Here is a 17,236-nt window from a genome sequence, read left to right as displayed (position 1 = left end):
TGTTCCCGGGGGGCGGCGGCGCCAGTTCAGATGTAACGGACGCCGAGCACTTCGTATTCGCGCACGCCCGACGGCGCCTTGACTTCAACCACGTCGCCTTCGGACTTGCCGATCAGGGCGCGCGCCACGGGGCTTGATACCGAGATCAGGTTGGACTTGATGTCGGCTTCGACGTCGCCCACGATCTGGTACGACAGGCGGTCGCCCGAATCGAGGTCGGCGATTTCGACGGTGGCGCCGAATACGGCACGGCCGTCGGCCTCGAGCGCGGAGGGGTCGATGATATGCGCGTTGGAAAGCGTGCCCTCGAGCTCGGAAATGCGGCCTTCGATGAAGCCCTGGCGTTCACGGGCGGCATCGTACTCGGCATTTTCCGACAGATCACCCTGGGCACGTGCCTCGGCGATGGCGTTGATCACTGCGGGGCGCTCGATGGTTTTCAGCCGATGCAGCTCGGCTTGCAGACGCTCGGCCCCGCGCGCGGTCAAAGGAATGGCAGACATGTCGTTTCCCAAACAAAAAGTAGAAAACGCCCCGAATGGAGCGTTTCGGTGAAAAGTCGCAGTCAGGCTTGTGGCCTGCGCCGCCTTAGCGGGACAAGCCGGTGGAACGTGCGTGGGGACGAACAGGCGGGAACCGTGTCGGACCCGATATCAGTGGTTCCCGACCATCCGCTCTGATCGGCCCTTGCCCGTGACATCGGCAAGGCTGCGACCAAAACAAAACCCCGGCTCGGGTCGGAACCGGGGCAAGCAAGATTCCATTGTGGTCAAAATCGGAAGGAATTGCAAGCCATTCAGGAAACCGTCAATTGGGGGCAGTTAGGCGCAGTAAAGTGCATAATGCCGAGGTTTGAAAAAAAGGGACGCCCTCGACCCACACAATCCGCGCGGCGGGCACCGGGAATGCGGCCGGCGCCCTTTTCTTCTAGACCACGCGCCGTCCGCTGTGCTGCAGCAGCGCGTACAGGATGATGGCGCCAAACGTCGCGGTGCCGATGCCGCCCAGCGTGAAATTGCCCAGCTTCACGGTGAAGTCGCCCGCGCCCAGCACCAAGGTGACGGCGGCGACGATCAGGTTGCGGTTGTTGCTGAAGTCCACCTGGTTCACCACCCAGATGCGGGCCCCCGCCACGGCGATCAGTCCGAACACCACGACCGACATGCCGCCCAGCACCGGGCCGGGTATGGTCTGGATCAGCGCTCCGAACTTGGGCGAAAAGCCCAGCACGACGGCGATCACGGCCGCCACCACGAAGACCAGGGTGGAATAGATGCGGGTGACGGCCATGACGCCGATGTTCTCGGCATAGGTGGTGACGCCCGTGCCGCCCACCGCCCCCGACACCATGGTGGCCACGCCGTCGCCCACGAAGGCCCGGCCCAGGTAGCGGTCGAGGTTCTGGCCGGTCATGGCGCTGACGGCCTTGATGTGGCCCAGGTTCTCGGCTACCAGGATGATGGCCACCGGCACGATCAAGCCCATGGCCTCGGCCTGGAACACCGGGGCGGCGAATTGCGGCAAGCCCAGCCAGGGTGCCGCGAGCACGCCCGAGAAGTCGATGGGCTTGCCCAACCCCAGGCCGTTGGCGCAAATGGCGTAGATGACGCAGGCCAGCAGCAGGCCCACCAGGATCAGCAGGCGCTGCACCGTGCCGCGCGTGTAGACGGCGATGCCGCCCACGCACAGGATGGTGACGATGGCCATGGTGGCATCGAAGCCCGAGCCGCCCATGGCCCCCTTGGCGGCGATGGGGGCCAGGTTCAGCCCGATGACGGCCACGACCGCCCCCGTGACGACCGGCGGCATCAAGGCCTCGATCCAGTTGGCGCCGCCGCCGGCGCGCGCATTGGCGAACCACACCACCAGGCCGATCAGGGTATAGGCCAGGCCGCAGGCAATGATGGCGCCCAGCGCCACACCGATGTTGGCATTGGGCCCCGCGCCGGCGTAGCCGGTAACCGCCACCACCCCGCCGATGAAGGCGAAGCTGGAGCCCAGGTAACTGGGCACGCGTCCGCCCACGAACAGGAAGAAGATCAGCGTGCCGATGCCCGACATCAGGATGGCGACGTTGGGGTCGAATCCCATGATCAGCGGGGCCAGCACGGTAGAGCCGAACATGGCGACCACGTGCTGGGCGCCCATGGCGACGTTCTTGGGCCACGACAGGCGTTCGTCGGGCGCGATGATGGCGCCCGGCGTCGTTTCGTCGGCCAGCTTCCAGCGTGGGAAATAAGAGTTGGACATGGGATCCCCGGTGATAGGACAGGAATTATCGGATGGCGGGCGCAAGTGTAGGGGCGAGCGGTCCGCCCGGCAATACGGTGCTGCCCTGGGCGGGCGCCACTGGTAAGCTCTCGGCTGCACACGGAATGGAACACGCATGACTGAAATCTGGTTTATCCGCCATGGCGAGACGGCCTGGAACTTCGATCGCCGCCTGCAGGGCTGGCAGGACACCGCCCTGAACGACACCGGCCGAGCGCAAGCCGCGCGGCTGGCCGCGCGGGTGCGCGACGAGGCGGCCACCCGGCCCTTCAGTGCCCTGTACAGCAGCGACCTGCAGCGGGCGCACCACACCGCTGCCCCCATTTCGGAACAACTGGGACTGCGCGTGCGCATCGAGCCGGGCATCCGCGAACGCGGCTTCGGCGTGCTGGAAGGCCTGGCCTGGGATCGCATCGATGAACTGGCCCCCGAGGCGGCCGCCGCCTGGAAAAGCCGCGATCCCTTGCGGCCGATAGAAGGCGGAGAATCGCTGGGGCAGTTCCATGCGCGCGTGGTCGCCACCATCGAAGACCTGGCAGAGCGGCACGCGGGCGAACGCGTGCTGGCGGTGACGCATGGCGGCGTGCTGGACATCATCTGGCGGCATGCGTCAGGGGTGGGCCTGGAATTGCCGCGCCAGGCGGCGCTGCTCAACGCCAGCATCAACCGGGTGGCTGCCGAACGGCGGCAATGGCAAGTGCTGGGCTGGGGCGATGTGGAGCACATCGCCGTCCAGGCTGGCGACGACGTGGTGGTGCCCTAGGACCTGTTCAGGGCCCCTAGCCGAGCAGGCACCATCGCTGATAAGCTAAAAAGGCGTACTGCAAACTTCCGGAAAGGCAAGAACATCACCCGAGGGCCATGACGGTTTCTGTACTTCAGCGACTGGTTGCCACCGTGCTGGGCAGCATGGTTTTTTTCAGTGCCTGCGGGGCCGACGCGCAATCTGGACCTGCGGCGGCCCGGCAGGTGGATGTCGGCGTATATGTCAGCGCGCCGTTCGTCGAACAAAAAGCAGAACATGCCTATTCCGGCATGGCCATCGATCTCTGGCAGGCGGTCGCGCGCGAAAAAGGGCTGACATCCCGGTATATCCGCTACCCGACTTTTCGCGACCTGGTGCAGGCCACGGCCAGCGGCGCGGTCGACATCGCGGTCACCAACCTGACCATTTCCCGCCAGCGCGCGGAATCGGTTGCCTTCACGCAGCCCTGGTACGACGCGGGGTTCCGGATCATGGTGCCCGCCCAGGGCGGTGGCGACGGCTTCTGGGGCATCGTGTCCGGCCTGAAAGATGCCGGGCACCTGCAGGCCTATGGCTGGCTATTGCTGATCATCATCATCGCGACGATCGGATTCACGATCTTCGACCGCAAGTTCGATCCGGGCTTTCCTCGGCGCTGGCGCGACGGCATCGCCGAAAGCTTCTATCACGTGATGTCCATCGCCACATCCGGCCGTACCGTGCGCAAGAACCTGCTTGGCTGGATGGGACGCTACTGGCAGGCTGCCTGGCTGGTATTCGGCGTGGCCGTGATCGCCTATATCACTTCGTCGGTTACCAGCATCATGACCGCCGCATCGCTGACCCAGAACATCAGTTCCTTGTCCGACCTGCCGGGCAAGACCGTGGCGGTTTTCACGGGCAGCACATCGGAAGACTATGTGCATGACCTGGGCATCGACCTGCGCACCTATCAGGACATAGAGGCGGCCGTGGCGGCGCTGCAGGCGGGCGAGGTTGACGCCGTCGTGGGCGATGCCCCTGTGCTCGAGCACTACACGCATACCAATCCGGGGCGCAACCTGACGGTGGTGGGCAACATTTTCCATCCCGACAAATACGGGTTCGCCTTCCCCCATGAAAGCGACTTGACCTTGCCGGTCACGCTGGAGATCCTGCATCTGCAGGAAGATGGCACGCTGGAAAAAATCAGGCAGGACTACTTCGGCCACCGGCGCTGAAGACCCGCCGTCCCGGGCGCCGGGCCCGGCTAGCGTCGCGGCTTGCGCGGCGCGTTGCGGAAGGCGCGGTCGTACACGGCGTTGGGCAGCAGGCGCAGCAGCTTGGCCACCACGCCCATTTGCCAGGGGATGACGGTGTACGACGTGCCGCGCGCAATGGCGGCCTGGGCGCGGACGGCAAAGGCGTCCGCTTCCATCAGGAACGGCATGGCATACGGGTTGTGCGCCGTCATGGCGGTCTTGATGTAGCCCGGCGCGATGGCCACCACGCCGATGCCGCTGCCGGCCAGTTCCACCCGCAGGCTTTCGCAATAGCTGGCGACCGCGGCCTTCGAGGCGCTGTAGGCGCCAGCGCCGGGCAGGCCGCGTATGCCGGCCACGCTGGCGATGCCCACCAGCCTGCCAGCGCCCACCCCGCGCATGGCTTCGATGAAAGGCTCGAAAGTGGCCACGGTGGCCAGCAGGTTGGTATCGACGATGGCCTTGAAAACGTCGAAGTCTTCGTGATGCTGTGTCAGCGTGCCCGCGCTGATGCCCGCGCTGGCGATTACCGCGTCCACCCTGCCGTGGCATGCGCCGATGAAATCGTGCGCGGCGGCATGCAAGGCCGCGCGGTCGCAGACGTCCAGCGCATAACAGCGGTGCTCGCCTGGAAGCTGGTCGGCCAGTGCGCGCAGCACTTCACCGCGCCGCGCCACCAGGCCCAGGCGGGCACCATCTTGTGCATAGCGCCGGGCCAGCGCGCGACCCAGCCCACTGCTGGCACCCGTGATGAAGATGTTCTGCATGGACGACGCCCATCAGTGGCCGGCAGCCAGGATGGCGGCGCGGCGGCGTGCCCAGGCACTGGGCACGCCGGTAGCGAACCTAGGCCGCGCCTTGCAGCGAGGCGTGCAGTTCTTGCAGCGGATACACCTGCAGGCCCAGGCCCTGGCGCAGGTACTGCATGCCTTCCACTGCGGCGCGCGCGCCGGCAATGGTGGTGAAGAACGTGACCCGGGCGGCCAGTGCCTGCGTACGGATGGTGCGCGAATCGGCGATGGCGTTGCGGCGTTCTTCGACGGTGTTGATGACCAGCGAGATCTCGCCGTTCTTGACCATGTCGACGACATGCGGGCGGCCTTCGGTAACTTTGTTGACCACCTGCACGGGGATGCCGGATGCCGCGATCTCGGCGGCGGTGCCGCGCGTGGCCACCAGCTTGAAGCCCAGGCCGTGCAGGCCGCGCGCCACTTCGACGGCGCGGGGCTTGTCCTGGTCTTTCACGCTGATGAACACCGTGCCGTCTTCGGGCAGGCGAACGCCGGCCGCCAGTTGCGACTTGACGAAGGCTTCGCCGAAGCTGTTGCCCACGCCCATGACTTCGCCCGTGGACTTCATTTCGGGGCCCAGGATGGTATCGACGCCGGGGAACTTCACGAACGGGAATACGGCTTCCTTGACCGAGAAATACGGCGGCACCACTTCACGGGTAATGCCCTGGGCGGCCAGGGTGCGGCCGGCCATGGCGCGCGCGGCGATCTTGGCCAGTTGCAGGCCGGTGGCCTTGGACACGTACGGCACCGTGCGCGAGGCACGCGGATTGACTTCCAGCACGTAGACGTCGCCGCCCTGGATGGCGAACTGCACGTTCATCAGGCCGTTGACGTTCAGCGCGCGGGCCATCATGGTGGTCTGGCGCTTGATTTCGGCAATGACCTCGGCCGACAGCGAATACGGCGGCAGGCTGCAGGCCGAATCGCCCGAGTGCACGCCGGCCTGCTCGATGTGTTCCATGACGCCGCCGATGAAGACGGTTTCGCCATCGGCCAGGCAGTCGACGTCGACTTCGGTGGCGTTGTTCAGGAAGCGGTCGAGCAGCACCGGCGAATCGTTGCTGACCTTGACGGCCTCGCGCATGTAGCGCTCGAGGTCTTGCTGTTCGTGCACGATTTCCATGGCACGCCCGCCCAGCACATAGCTGGGGCGCACCACCAGCGGATAGCCGATATCGGCGGCGTGGGCCAGGGCCTCGCCTTCGGTGCGCGCGGTGCGGTTGGGCGGCTGGCGCAGGCCCAGTTTGTTGAGCAGCTTCTGGAAGCGCTCGCGGTCTTCGGCCACGTCGATGGATTCGGGGCTGGTGCCGATGATGGGCACGCCATTGGCTTCGAGCGCGCGCGCAAGCTTCAGCGGCGTCTGGCCACCGTACTGCACGATCATGCCCACCGGGTTTTCTTTGTGGACGATTTCCAGCACGTCTTCGAGCGTGAGCGGTTCGAAGTACAGGCGGTCGGACGTGTCGTAGTCGGTGGAGACGGTTTCCGGGTTGCAGTTGACCATGATGGTCTCGAAGCCGTCTTCGCGCAGCGCCAGCGCGGCGTGCACGCAGCAGTAGTCGAACTCGATGCCCTGGCCGATGCGGTTGGGCCCGCCGCCCAGCACGATGATCTTCTTGCGATCGGTGGGCTGGGCCTCGCATTCGTCTTCGTACGTCGAATACATGTAGGCGGTGCGGGTGGCGAATTCGGCGGCGCAGGTATCGACGCGCTTGTACACCGGGCGCACGTTCAACTGGTGGCGCAGCTTGCGGATCTCGGACTCGGAGGAGTCGAGCAGGAACGCCAGGCGGCGGTCGGAGAACCCCATGCGCTTTAACTGCCACAGCGTGGCGTAGTCGAGATCGGCCAGGGTTTTCTGTTCGAGCGCGAGCTCGATGTCGACGATTTCCTTGATTTGCGCCAGGAACCAGGGATCGATGCGCGTGATGTTGTGGACTTCGTCGAGGCTGAAGCCCTGGGCGAAGGCATCGCCCACATACCAGATGCGCTCGGGGCCGGGCTCGCCCAGCTCGACCTGCAGTTTTTCGCGGTCGGTGGTTTTCTGGTTCAGGCCGTCGACGCCCACTTCGAGGCCGCGCAGGGCCTTCTGGAACGATTCTTTGAAGGTGCGGCCGATGGCCATGACTTCGCCCACCGACTTCATCTGGGTGGTGAGGCGGGCATCGGCCTGCGGGAATTTCTCGAAGGCGAAGCGCGGCACCTTGGTGACCACGTAGTCGATGGACGGCTCGAACGAGGCCGGCGTGGCGCCGCCGGTGATCTCGTTGCGCAGTTCGTCGAGCGTGTAGCCCACGGCCAGGCGCGCGGCGACCTTGGCAATGGGAAAGCCGGTGGCCTTGGACGCCAGGGCCGACGAACGCGACACACGTGGGTTCATCTCGATGACGATCATGCGGCCGTTCTCGGGGTTGACCGCGAACTGCACATTGGAACCGCCGGTATCGACGCCGATCTCGCGCAGCACCGCGATGGAGGCGTTGCGCATGATCTGGTATTCCTTGTCGGTCAGCGTCTGGGCTGGCGCGACAGTGATGGAATCGCCGGTATGGACCCCCATGGGGTCGAGGTTTTCGATCGAGCAGACGATGATGCAGTTGTCGGCCTTGTCACGCACGACTTCCATCTCGAATTCTTTCCAGCCCAGCAGCGACTCTTCGATGAGCAGTTCGCTGGTGGGCGAGGCCTCGAGGCCGCGCCGGCAGATGGTTTCGAATTCTTCGGCGTTATAGGCGATGCCGCCGCCCGACCCCCCCATGGTGAAGCTGGGGCGGATGACGGCCGGAAAGCCCGAGGTACCGGTTTCGACGGCGATGCGGCGTTGCACGTCCCAGGCTTCGTCCATGTTGTGGGCGACGCCCGACTTGGCCGATTCGAGGCCGATGTCGGTCATGGCCTGCTTGAACTTCTGGCGGTCTTCGGCCTTTTCGATGGCGTGCGCGTTGGCGCCGATGAGCTCGACATTGTGCTTGGCGAGCACGCCGTGGTGGGCCAGGTCGAGCGCGCAGTTCAGCGCCGTTTGCCCGCCCATGGTGGGCAGCAGGGCATCGGGCTTTTCGCGTTCGATGATTTTCTCGACCGCCTGCCAGGTGATGGGCTCGATGTAGGTGACATCGGCCGTCTCCGGGTCGGTCATGATGGTGGCCGGGTTGCTGTTGACCAGGATGGTGCGGTAGCCCTCGGCCTTGAGCGCCTTGCACGCCTGCGCGCCGGAATAGTCGAACTCGCAGGCCTGCCCGATGATGATGGGGCCGGCGCCGATGATGAGGATGCTTTTTAGGTCTGTACGCTTGGGCATGATGCGATATTTATTTCTGGCCGGCCATCAGGCTGATGAATTTATCGAACAGCACGATGATGTCGTGCGGCCCTGGGCTGGCTTCGGGATGACCCTGGAAGCAGAAGGCGGGACGGTCGGTGAGCTCGAAACCCTGCAGCGTGCCGTCGAACAATGAGATGTGCGTGACGCGCGTGTTGGCCGGCAGCGTTTCGGCGTCGACGCCGAAGCCGTGGTTCTGGCTGGTGATGAACACGCGCTTGGACTGCAGGTCTTGCACGGGGTGGTTGGCACCGTGGTGGCCGGTTTTCATCTTGATCGTCTTGGCGCCGACGGCCAGGCCCATGATCTGGTGGCCCAGGCAGATGCCGAACGTGGGCAGCTTGCGGTCCAGGAACACGCGCGTGGCGGCAATGGCGTAGTCGCAGGGTTCCGGGTCGCCCGGGCCGTTGGCCAGGAAGACGCCGTCGGGATCGAGCTTGAGTACGTCTTCGGCCGGCGTCTGGGCCGGCACCAGCGTGATGCGGCAGCCGCGGTCGGCCATCAGGCGCAGGATGTTGTACTTGACGCCGAAGTCGTAGGCAACCACATGGAAGCGGTCCTGGATGGGCGCGCCGAAGCCCTGGCCAAGTTCCCAGGTGCCCTGCTTCCAGTCTTGCGAGGCCTTGATGGACACGACCTTGGCGAGGTCCAGGCCGGTCATGCCGGAAAAGCCGCGCGCCAGTTCGACGGCGCGTTCGGCGTCATCGCCCACCAGGATGCAGGCGCCCTGGGCACCGCCATCGCGCAGGATGCGGGTGAGCTTGCGGGTATCGACCCCCGAGATGGCCACCACGCCCTGGGCGGCCAGGTAGTCGGGCAGCGATTGCGTGGCGCGGAAATTCGACACGCGCGCGGGGCAGTCGCGCACCACCAGGCCCGAGGCCAGCACGCGCGCGGTTTCGACGTCTTCGGTGTTGACGCCGGTATTGCCGATATGCGGATAAGTGAGCGTTACGATCTGGCCGTTGTAGCTGGGATCGGTCAGGATTTCCTGGTAGCCGGTCATGGCGGTGTTGAACACCACCTCGGCGACCGTATGCCCTGGCGCGCCGATGGACACGCCCCGGAAAATGGTACCGTCCGCCAAAGCCAGAATTGCAGGAGGGAAGCGATCGGCACCCTCGGGAAAAAGTTGCGGCAGCACAGTAAACCCCGGTTTCAGAATCGATGATCAAACCTTGGAATTATACCCTGGACGGGCGTTTTCCCCGGGGAACCGCGCCATATAAGGCTGGACACGAGGGTTTCCGGGTCGAAAACCGCTTACGCGTAGTGATACCCTACCCTTTATCCCTTATCGCCAACTCTAGTCCTGCTGATCCGTCCCCATGTCCAGCCAGCTTGAATCCCTGCGTCGCCACACTACCGTTGTCGCCGATACCGGCGATTTCGAAGCCGTACGTGCGCTGCGCCCCACCGACGCCACGACCAACCCTTCGCTGATCCTGAAAGCGGTGCAGAAAGAGGCCTACCGGCCGCTGCTGGAACAGGTGGTGCGCGACCACCGCGGCGCGCCCCTGGCCGAACTGACCGACCGGCTGCTGGTGGCATTCGGCCGCGCGATCCTGGATATCGTGCCGGGGCGGGTGTCCACCGAAGTCGATGCCCGCCTGTCGTTCGATACCCGCGCCACGGTCGAACGCGGCCGCGGCCTGATCGCGCTGTACGAGGCGGCCGGCATTCCTCGCGAACGGGTCTTGATCAAGACCGCCTCGACCTGGGAAGGCATCCAGGCCGCCCGCATGCTGCAGGCCGACGGCATCCGCTGCAATCTGACGCTGCTGTTCTCGCTGCCCCAGGCAGTGGCTTGCGCCGACGCCGGCGTGCAACTGATTTCGCCCTTCGTGGGCCGCATCTACGACTGGTACAAGAAGGCCGCCGGCGCCGGCTGGGTGGAAACCGAGAAAGCCGGCGCAAATGATCCGGGCGTGCAGTCGGTGACCGAGATCTACCGCTACTACAAGCAACACGGCATCACGACCGAAATCATGGGCGCCAGCTTCCGCAACAAGGGGCAGATCCTGGCGCTGGCCGGCTGCGACCTGCTGACCATCAGTCCGGAACTGCTGGCCGAGCTGGACGCCACGCCGGGCGACGTGCCGGCCTGCCTGGTGCGCCAGGACGATGCCGGCGCCGTGCCGGCACGGCGTCCGGCAGACGAGGTCTGGTTTCGCACCGAACTGAACGCCAACGCCATGGCCACGGAAAAACTGGCCGAGGGCATCCGGCTGTTTTCCGCGGACGCGGTGAAGCTGGATGCGTTGCTGGGCGCGGCGGGATAAGGCTGGCGCGATTGGCCAGTGGTCCGACTCTGCGTCGGACGCTGAATTCAACGCTCGTCGTGCGAATGCACCTGCAGCGCTTCCAGAAAGCGCGACACCATGTTGTAGGCCGCCACCGTGGCGGTCAGTTCGACCATCAGCTTGTCGCTGCCCACGGCCTGGCGCGCCGCGTCGAACACCGGCTGGGGCACCTGGATCTGGCGCGTCATGGCGTCGGTATAGGCCAGCACGGCGCGTTTGTCCGCGCTGAACTGATCCGACGATTCCCATTGATCCAGTGCATCGAGCTGCGGCTGGGTGATGCCTTCGCGCAGCGCGATAGGCGCGTGCTGGTCGGCCTCGTACGGCGCGCCGTTGATGGCCGCCACCCGCATGATGACCAGTTCGCGCAGGTCGCCCGGCAAGGTGCTGAGCTGGCGGATGGAAGTCAGGTAGTTCAGCCAGCCGCCGGCCACGGCGGGGCTGTGCAGCAGCATCTGGTACAGGTGCAGCACGCTGCCGCGCTCGGCGACGATGCGCTCGACCAGCGGCTTGGCTTCGGGGTGGTTCAGATCGGCATAGGACAGGCGCGCCATGCGGAAAGCTCCGGAAAACGGCGGCCCGGGCCGGGCCGCACGGGGTTCAGATTTTTTCGGTTTCGCCCGACTTGGGCTGCCACTTCATCAGGCGCTGTTCGCCCAGGCCCACGATGTAGTCCAGCACCAACGCGAATGCGGTCAGCACCACGATGCCGGCGAACACGGTATTGACATCGAATGTGCCTTCGGCCTGCAGGATCAGGTAGCCGACACCGCTGGCCGACCCCAGGTATTCGCCCACCACCGCCCCCACGAAGGCCAGGCCCACCGAGGTGTGCAGGCTGGAAAACACCCAGCTGGTGGCCGACGGCAAGTACACGTGGCGCAGCAACTGGCGCCGCCGTGCGCCCAGCATGCGGGCGTTGTCCAGCAAGGTGGGGCTGACTTCGCGCACGCCCTGGTAGACGTTGAAGAACACGATGAAGAACACCAGCGTCACGGCCAGTGCCACCTTGGACCAGATGCCCAGCCCGAACCACATGCCGAAGATGGGCGCCAGGATGACGCGCGGCATGGAATTGGCCGCCTTGATGTAGGGATCGAGAATGGCGCTGGCGGTGTTCGACAGGCCCAGCCACAGGCCGAAGCCCAGGCCCGAAATGGTGCCGATGAAGAAGGCCAGCACGGTCTCGGACAGCGTGACCCACAAGTGGCGGTAGATGTCGCCGTTGGTGATGAACCACGCCCAGATGCGACCCCAGACTTCCAGCGGCTGGCCGAAGAAGAAAGCCACTTTGGGGTCCAGCGACGCCACATACCAGGCGAGCAGGATAAGGACCAGCAACAGCAGTTGCCAGAAACGCAGCATGGAAGACTGTTTCATGTCAGGCTCGCTTTTGCTGGGCATAGCCCTTGAGGACCTCTTCGCGCAGCACGCCCCAGATGGCGGCATGCAGCTCGACGAAGCGCGGATGGATGCGCACTTCGGCCACGTCGCGCGGACGAGGCAGGTCGATAGCGAACTCACCGATGGGGTGGGTGCCCGGTCCGGCCGACAGCACCACCACGCGGTCGCTCATGGCGATGGCCTCGTCCAGGTCGTGCGTAATGAACAGCACGGCCTTGCGCTTGGCCATCCAGAGCTCGAGCACTTCGTTTTCCATCAGCTGGCGCGTCTGGATATCCAACGCCGAGAACGGCTCGTCCATCAGGATGATGTCGGGGTCGCGGATGAGTGTCTGCGCCAGCATGGCGCGCTTGCGCATGCCGCCCGACATCTGGTGCGGATAGCGTTCTTCGAAGCCGCCCAGGCCCACGCGCCGCATCCATTCCCGCCCGCGCTCGAGCGCCTGGGGGCGCGGCACACCGGCGAATTCCAGGCCGGCGATGACGTTTTCCAGGGCGCTGCGCCACGGCAGCAGCGCCTCGCCCTGGAACATGTAGCCGGCCCGGGTGTTGATGCCCTGCAAGGGCTGACCGAACACTTTCACCTGCCCCGACGATGGCGCCAGCAGGCCCGCCCCCACGTTCAGCAACGTGGACTTGCCGCAGCCCGTGGGGCCGACCACCGAGACAAACTCGCCCGGCGCGATCGACAGGCTGGTGTCCTGGACGGCGGTGTAGCGCTTGCCACCGTCGTCGCGGGATACGAAGGTGCAGGTAATGCGGTCTAGCGATAGTGCAGCATCAGCCATTGGGGTACTTCTCGTTGGCGCGCTTGGCGAACTCGTTGGTCCATGCCTTGGACGAATCGATCTTCGACGCGTCAAAGCCCTTCACGTAGGCGGCCAGCGCCTTGGTGGCGGTGGCCGCGCCATCTTCGGGAATGATGCCGTCGGGCGACAGGCCTTCCATGCTTTTGCCGATGGCGGCCTTGTAGACGGCCGGATCGCCCAGCAAGTACTGGGTGGGCACGGCCTTGGCGATTTCTTCGGGGCCGGCCTGCTGGATCCACTTGTCGGCGCGCACGATGGCGTTGGTCAGGGCCTGCACCGTGTTGGGGTTGGCATCGATGAAGGCCTGGGGCGCGTACAGGCTGCCGGCGGGCATGGTGCCGCCGAAGATTTCCTGGGTGTCTTTCAGGGTGCGGGTATCGACGATGATTTCGATGTCGCCCGGCATGGCCAGCATCGAGACCACCGGGTCGGTGTTCGAGATGGCATCGATCTGGCCGCTGCGCAGCGCGGTGACCGCGCCGGCACCGGCACCCACGCCGATGATGGACACGTCGCTGTCCTTCAGGCCGTGCTGGGCCAGGAAGAAGCTGACCACCATATTGGTGGACGAGCCCGGCGCGGTCACGCCGATCTTCTTGCCCTTCAGGTCGGCGGGGCCCTTGTAGTCGGGCATGTTCTTCTTGGAAACCCCCACGCCGATCATGGGCGCGCGGCCCTGCAGCACGAAGGCGCGGTAGAACTGGCCCTTGGACTGCATGTGCAGGGTGTGCTCGAATGCGCCCGAGACGACGTCGGCGCTGCCGCCCACCACGGCCTGCAAGGCCTTGGAGCCGCCGGCGAAGTCGGCGATGCTGACATCCAGCCCTTCATCCTTGAAAAAGCCCTTGACCTCGGCGATGGTCAGCGGCAGGTAATAGATGAGCGGCTTGCCGCCCACGGCGATCTGCACGCTTTTCTTTTCCAGCTTCTGCGCCCGCACAATGGCCGGGGCCATGCCCATCGCACCGGCTGCACCGGCCAACTTGAGCAAATCACGACGAGTGACTGACATCGAGGGTCTCCTTTGCCGCTGAGCGGCCTGTGTCTGGGTTGCGGCCTGGACGGCCGTCATTGGCTTTCTGGTAGCGCTGGCCGGGGTCAGGCGGCGGGCGGCGGGACACCGATGGCACCGGTCTCGGCCAGTTCGGCGATCGCCGCAGCATCATACCCCAGCGTTTTCAGGACTTCTTCGGTATGTTCCCCTAGGCGCGGGCCCAGCCAGCGGGTACCGCCCGGGGTCTCGGACAAGCGCGGCACCACTGCCGGCAGCTTGACCGGGCTGCCATCGGAGAAGCGATGCTGCTCGATCATGCCGCGCGCGATGAACTGGGGATCGGCGAACATGTCGGCCACGCTGTAGATCTTGCCCACCGGCACATCGGCGCCGCGCAGGATCTCGAGTGCCTGTTCGATGGTGCGCGTATCGCACCAGCGCTGGATGGCGCCGTCGATCTCGTCGGCCCGGCGGGCACGCCCGTCGTTGCGGGCCAGTTGCGGGTCGTCGGCCAGGTCGTTGCGGCCAATGGCGCGCATCAGGCGGTTGAAGATGGCATCGCCATTGCCCGCAATGACCACGTTCTGGCCGTCGCGGGTGGTATAGGTGTTGGACGGCACGATGCCAGGCAACGCCCCGCCGGTGCGTTCGCGCACCACGCCGGCCACATCGTATTCGGGCACCAGGCTTTCCATCAGGTTGAATACCGATTCGTACAGGGCCACATCGACCATCTGGCCCTGCCCGGCCACGCAATCGGCGCCCGCCTTGCCATTCCAGCGCCCGCCGGTGGCATCGCGATGGCGCAGCGCCATCATGGCACCGATCACGGCATGCAGCGCCGCGATCGAATCGCCCACCGAAATGCCCACGCGCACGGGCGGCCTGTCGGGGTGGCCCGAAACGTAGCGCAACCCGCCCATGGATTCGGCGATGGCGCCAAAGCCGGGCGCATCGCGCATGGGCCCTGTCTGTCCATAGCCGGACAGGCGCACCATGATCAGCGCCGGGTTGGACGCGCGCAGTTGCTCGTAGCCCAGGTCCCATTTTTCGAGCACGCCGGGGCGATAGTTCTCGACCACGATGTCGGCGTCCAGTGCCAGGCGGCGCGCGATGTCGCGGCCGCGCGGATCTTTGAGGTTGAGCGCGATGGATTGCTTGTTGCGGGCCTGCACGGTCCACCACAGCGAATTGCCTTCGTGCAGGTGGCGCCAACTGCGGATGGGGTCGCCGCCACCCGTGCCGTCGGGGCCGTGGGGGGTTTCCACCTTGATGACATCGGCGCCGAACTCGCCCAGCATGCGGGCGGCGAACGGGCCGGCGATCAGGGTGCCCAGTTCCAGGACTTTCACGCCCTTGAGCGCGGACATGGGGGTCTCCTTTGGTGTCCGGCTAGGCGGACTTGCGTTCCATCAGCGCCCAGGCAATGGTGCCGGCATCGACATATTCGAGTTCGCCTCCAGCCGGCACGCCGCGCGCCAGGCGCGTTATCTTCAGGCCCTTGCCTGCCAGTACTTCGCCCAGGAAGTGCGCCGTGGTCTCGCCCTCGGCCGTGAAGTTGGTGGCCAGGATCACTTCCTGCACCACGCCGTCGGAGACGCGCTCGAGCAGGCGCTGGAAATCGAGCTCGCGCGGGCCTATGCCCTCGAGCGGGGCCACGCGGCCCATCAGCACGTAGTACAGGCCACGATAGCCGTGGCTGGCTTCGATCATGTTCTGGTCGGCCGCGGTCTCGACGATGCACAGCAACGAGGGATCGCGCTTGGGATTGGCGCAGGTGGCGCAGATCTCGTCTTCGGTGAAGCTGTTGCAGCGCGTGCAATGGCGCAGGTTCTGCACGGCGCCCGCCAACGCGCGGCCCAGCATGTCGGCCCCCTGCAGATCGTGCTGCATCAAGTGATAGGCCATGCGCCGGGCCGAACGCACGCCCACCCCGGGCAGGCGGCGCAGGGCCTCGATCAGCGAGACCAGCGGTTCGGGTTCGGGCAGTTGGGGGTCCATCGCGACGGCCGTGGGTGGATCAGAACGGCAGCTTCATGCCCGGCGGCAGCGGCATGCCTGCCGTGACACCGGCCATCTTTTCCTGCGAGGTGGTCTCGGCCTTGCGCAGGGCGTCGTTGAAGGCGGCCGCCACCAGGTCTTCGAGCATGTCTTTGTCGTCGGCCAGCAGGCTGGGGTCGATGGCCACGCGCTTGACGTCGTGGCGGCAGGTCATGGAAACCTTGACCAGGCCGCCGCCCGACTCGCCTTCGACGACGATCTCGGCCAGGGCGTCCTGGGCCTTCTTCATGTTTTCCTGCATCTGCTGCGCTTGGCGCATCAGGCCGGCAAGTTGTCCTTTCATCATGATGGAAGCTTCCTTGATTGAGAGAATTTCGCGAGGATCGGAATAATGGCCCCGGGGGCTGGCTACGCGGAAGGATCGACGGCGCGCACCGACCCCGGCACCACGCGGCCGCCGAAATCGGCCCGCAGCGCCTGCACGAAGGGATCGACGGCCACCGCGTCTTCGGCAGCCTGCTGGCGCGCGGCGCGTTCGATCTGGGCCACCGCATGCGCGGTGGCGTCGCCGGTGGCGCCGACTTCGATTTCCAGGCGCAGGCCTTGCCCGAAATGTTCGCACAACACGGTTTGCAGGCGCACGCGGCTTTCGCTTTCGGCCAGGGTCTTGACCGCTACGCGCAGCACCACGGCATCGCCTTGCACGCCGGTCCATTCGCTTTGGCGCGCCAGTTCGGCGGCCAGGCCGGTGACGGGCAGGCGTGCGGCCAGGCCCGGCCAGTCGGCGGCCGACATCTTGTCGAGCCGCGCGGTGGCCTGCCGGGCACGGCGCGGGGCCTGCTGCGGCCGGGGCGCGGGCGCCAGTTCGGCAGCGGAAACCTCTGTGGCCAGGGTTTCGAATTCGTCGTCGGGATCGGCGGTGAATTCGGCCGCGGGCACGTAGCCGCCTTCGGCTTCATCGGGAATGTCTTCATCGACCCACGCTGGCGGCCCGCCATCGGCGTCTGGCGGCAGGGCCTTGGCCTGTGCGGCGGGCGGAGTGACGGCCAGCGCGGCGGCCGTGGGTGTCTTGGGTGCGGCTGCCACTGGGGAGTTCGATGGCGGCGTGGCCGGCAGGTCTTCCCAGGGCGGCGTACCGGCGGCTGGGGCTTGCACCGGCGCGGCCGGTTCGGCGCTTGGCGTGACGATGGGTGCGGCGCTGGGTACGGCGGCAACCGGAGCGGCAGAGGCTACGGCGGGAGCAGCGGCGGGGATGGCGGCGGCACGTGGCGGGTCGGCCGGCGGTGGCGCAGCCGGGGCTGGTGCGGATGGCGCAGCGGCGCGGGCGGCAGGCGCGGCGGGCGGTGCCGCCTCGGC

General features: G+C 66.1%; 15 protein-coding genes and 1 pseudogene. 3 read left to right on the top strand and 13 right to left on the bottom strand.

Translation table 11 applies throughout. The features are described 5' to 3' along the window. Nucleotides 1–26 precede the first annotated feature (26 nt). Nucleotides 27–503 carry a transcription elongation factor GreA gene (greA, locus tag KW845_RS25470; protein WP_218372199.1) on the bottom strand — a complete coding sequence of 159 codons (477 nt, stop codon included), beginning with the start codon at nucleotides 501–503 and terminating at the stop codon, nucleotides 27–29. Between the two features lie 424 nt (nucleotides 504–927). Then, a complete protein-coding gene (locus KW845_RS25465; RefSeq protein ID WP_218372198.1) occupies nucleotides 928–2,250 on the bottom strand; it encodes a solute carrier family 23 protein in 1,323 nt (440 codons plus the stop codon). Between the two features lie 136 nt (nucleotides 2,251–2,386). On the opposite strand from KW845_RS25465, the gene KW845_RS25460 reads away from it, so the two are divergent. Both KW845_RS25460 and KW845_RS25455 read left to right on the top strand, forming a co-directional pair. After that, nucleotides 2,387–3,034 carry a histidine phosphatase family protein gene (locus KW845_RS25460; RefSeq protein ID WP_218372197.1) on the top strand — a complete coding sequence of 216 codons (648 nt, stop codon included), beginning with the start codon at nucleotides 2,387–2,389 and terminating at the stop codon, nucleotides 3,032–3,034. A 98-nt stretch (nucleotides 3,035–3,132) separates the two neighbouring features. Further along, entirely contained in the window at nucleotides 3,133–4,236 is a 1,104-nt protein-coding gene (locus KW845_RS25455; protein WP_218372196.1) for a transporter substrate-binding domain-containing protein, read from the top strand. A gap of 29 nt (nucleotides 4,237–4,265) precedes the next feature. Here KW845_RS25455 and KW845_RS25450 read toward each other — a convergent pair whose 3' ends face one another. The 3 genes from KW845_RS25450 to carA all read right to left on the bottom strand — a co-directional run bounded on the left by KW845_RS25450 (nucleotide 4,266) and on the right by carA (nucleotide 9,514). Then, nucleotides 4,266–5,024 (bottom strand): SDR family oxidoreductase, encoded by a 759-nt coding sequence (locus KW845_RS25450; protein WP_218372195.1) that lies wholly within the window; start codon nucleotides 5,022–5,024, stop codon nucleotides 4,266–4,268. Nucleotides 5,025–5,103: 79 nt separating this feature from the next. Then, nucleotides 5,104–8,349: a carbamoyl-phosphate synthase large subunit gene (gene carB, locus KW845_RS25445; protein ID WP_218372194.1), complete on the bottom strand. Its 3,246-nt coding sequence runs from the start codon at nucleotides 8,347–8,349 to the stop codon at nucleotides 5,104–5,106. Between the two features lie 10 nt (nucleotides 8,350–8,359). Beyond that, nucleotides 8,360–9,514 (bottom strand): glutamine-hydrolyzing carbamoyl-phosphate synthase small subunit, encoded by a 1,155-nt coding sequence (gene carA, locus KW845_RS25440; protein ID WP_218372193.1) that lies wholly within the window; start codon nucleotides 9,512–9,514, stop codon nucleotides 8,360–8,362. Nucleotides 9,515–9,698: 184 nt separating this feature from the next. Here carA and tal point away from each other — a divergent pair, with 184 nt between their 5' ends. Continuing rightward, nucleotides 9,699–10,652, top strand: coding sequence for a transaldolase (gene tal / locus KW845_RS25435; protein WP_218372192.1), 954 nt, complete (start codon nucleotides 9,699–9,701; stop codon nucleotides 10,650–10,652). 47 nt (nucleotides 10,653–10,699) lie between these two features. Here tal and KW845_RS25430 read toward each other — a convergent pair whose 3' ends face one another. From KW845_RS25430 to KW845_RS25395, 8 genes and pseudogenes are all read right to left on the bottom strand, one after another. Further along, nucleotides 10,700–11,227, bottom strand: a complete 528-nt coding sequence (locus tag KW845_RS25430; RefSeq protein WP_218372191.1) for a carboxymuconolactone decarboxylase family protein — start codon at nucleotides 11,225–11,227, stop codon at nucleotides 10,700–10,702. Nucleotides 11,228–11,273: 46 nt separating this feature from the next. Beyond that, nucleotides 11,274–12,053 (bottom strand): ABC transporter permease, encoded by a 780-nt coding sequence (locus KW845_RS25425; protein WP_218372190.1) that lies wholly within the window; start codon nucleotides 12,051–12,053, stop codon nucleotides 11,274–11,276. Between the two features lies 1 nt (nucleotide 12,054). Further along, complete coding sequence (locus tag KW845_RS25420; RefSeq protein WP_218372189.1) at nucleotides 12,055–12,864, bottom strand: ABC transporter ATP-binding protein; 810 nt, start codon at nucleotides 12,862–12,864, stop codon at nucleotides 12,055–12,057. After that, the gene (locus KW845_RS25415) at nucleotides 12,857–13,897 is read right to left on the bottom strand and encodes an ABC transporter substrate-binding protein (RefSeq protein WP_218372188.1); all 1,041 of its coding nucleotides are present in this window, start codon (nucleotides 13,895–13,897) and stop codon (nucleotides 12,857–12,859) included. Before KW845_RS25415 ends, KW845_RS25420 begins: the two co-directional genes overlap by 8 nt. 86 nt (nucleotides 13,898–13,983) lie before the next feature. Then, nucleotides 13,984–15,249 carry a CaiB/BaiF CoA-transferase family protein gene (locus tag KW845_RS25410; protein ID WP_218372187.1) on the bottom strand — a complete coding sequence of 422 codons (1,266 nt, stop codon included), beginning with the start codon at nucleotides 15,247–15,249 and terminating at the stop codon, nucleotides 13,984–13,986. Nucleotides 15,250–15,271: 22 nt separating this feature from the next. After that, a complete protein-coding gene (gene recR / locus KW845_RS25405) occupies nucleotides 15,272–15,880 on the bottom strand; it encodes a recombination mediator RecR (protein WP_218372186.1) in 609 nt (202 codons plus the stop codon). Nucleotides 15,881–15,899: 19 nt separating this feature from the next. Then, complete coding sequence (locus tag KW845_RS25400) at nucleotides 15,900–16,226, bottom strand: YbaB/EbfC family nucleoid-associated protein (protein ID WP_218372185.1); 327 nt, start codon at nucleotides 16,224–16,226, stop codon at nucleotides 15,900–15,902. Between the two features lie 62 nt (nucleotides 16,227–16,288). After that, nucleotides 16,289–17,236: pseudogene (locus tag KW845_RS25395) on the bottom strand (DNA polymerase III subunit gamma/tau); the annotation flags it as partial.

It is taken from the genome of Bordetella sp. BOR01 (genome assembly GCF_019218885.1).
In the GTDB taxonomy this organism is placed as follows: domain Bacteria; phylum Pseudomonadota; class Gammaproteobacteria; order Burkholderiales; family Burkholderiaceae_B; genus Bordetella_A.
The sequence above is the reverse complement of the archived record's forward strand: the minus strand, read 5'-3'. Positions and strand labels throughout refer to the sequence as shown.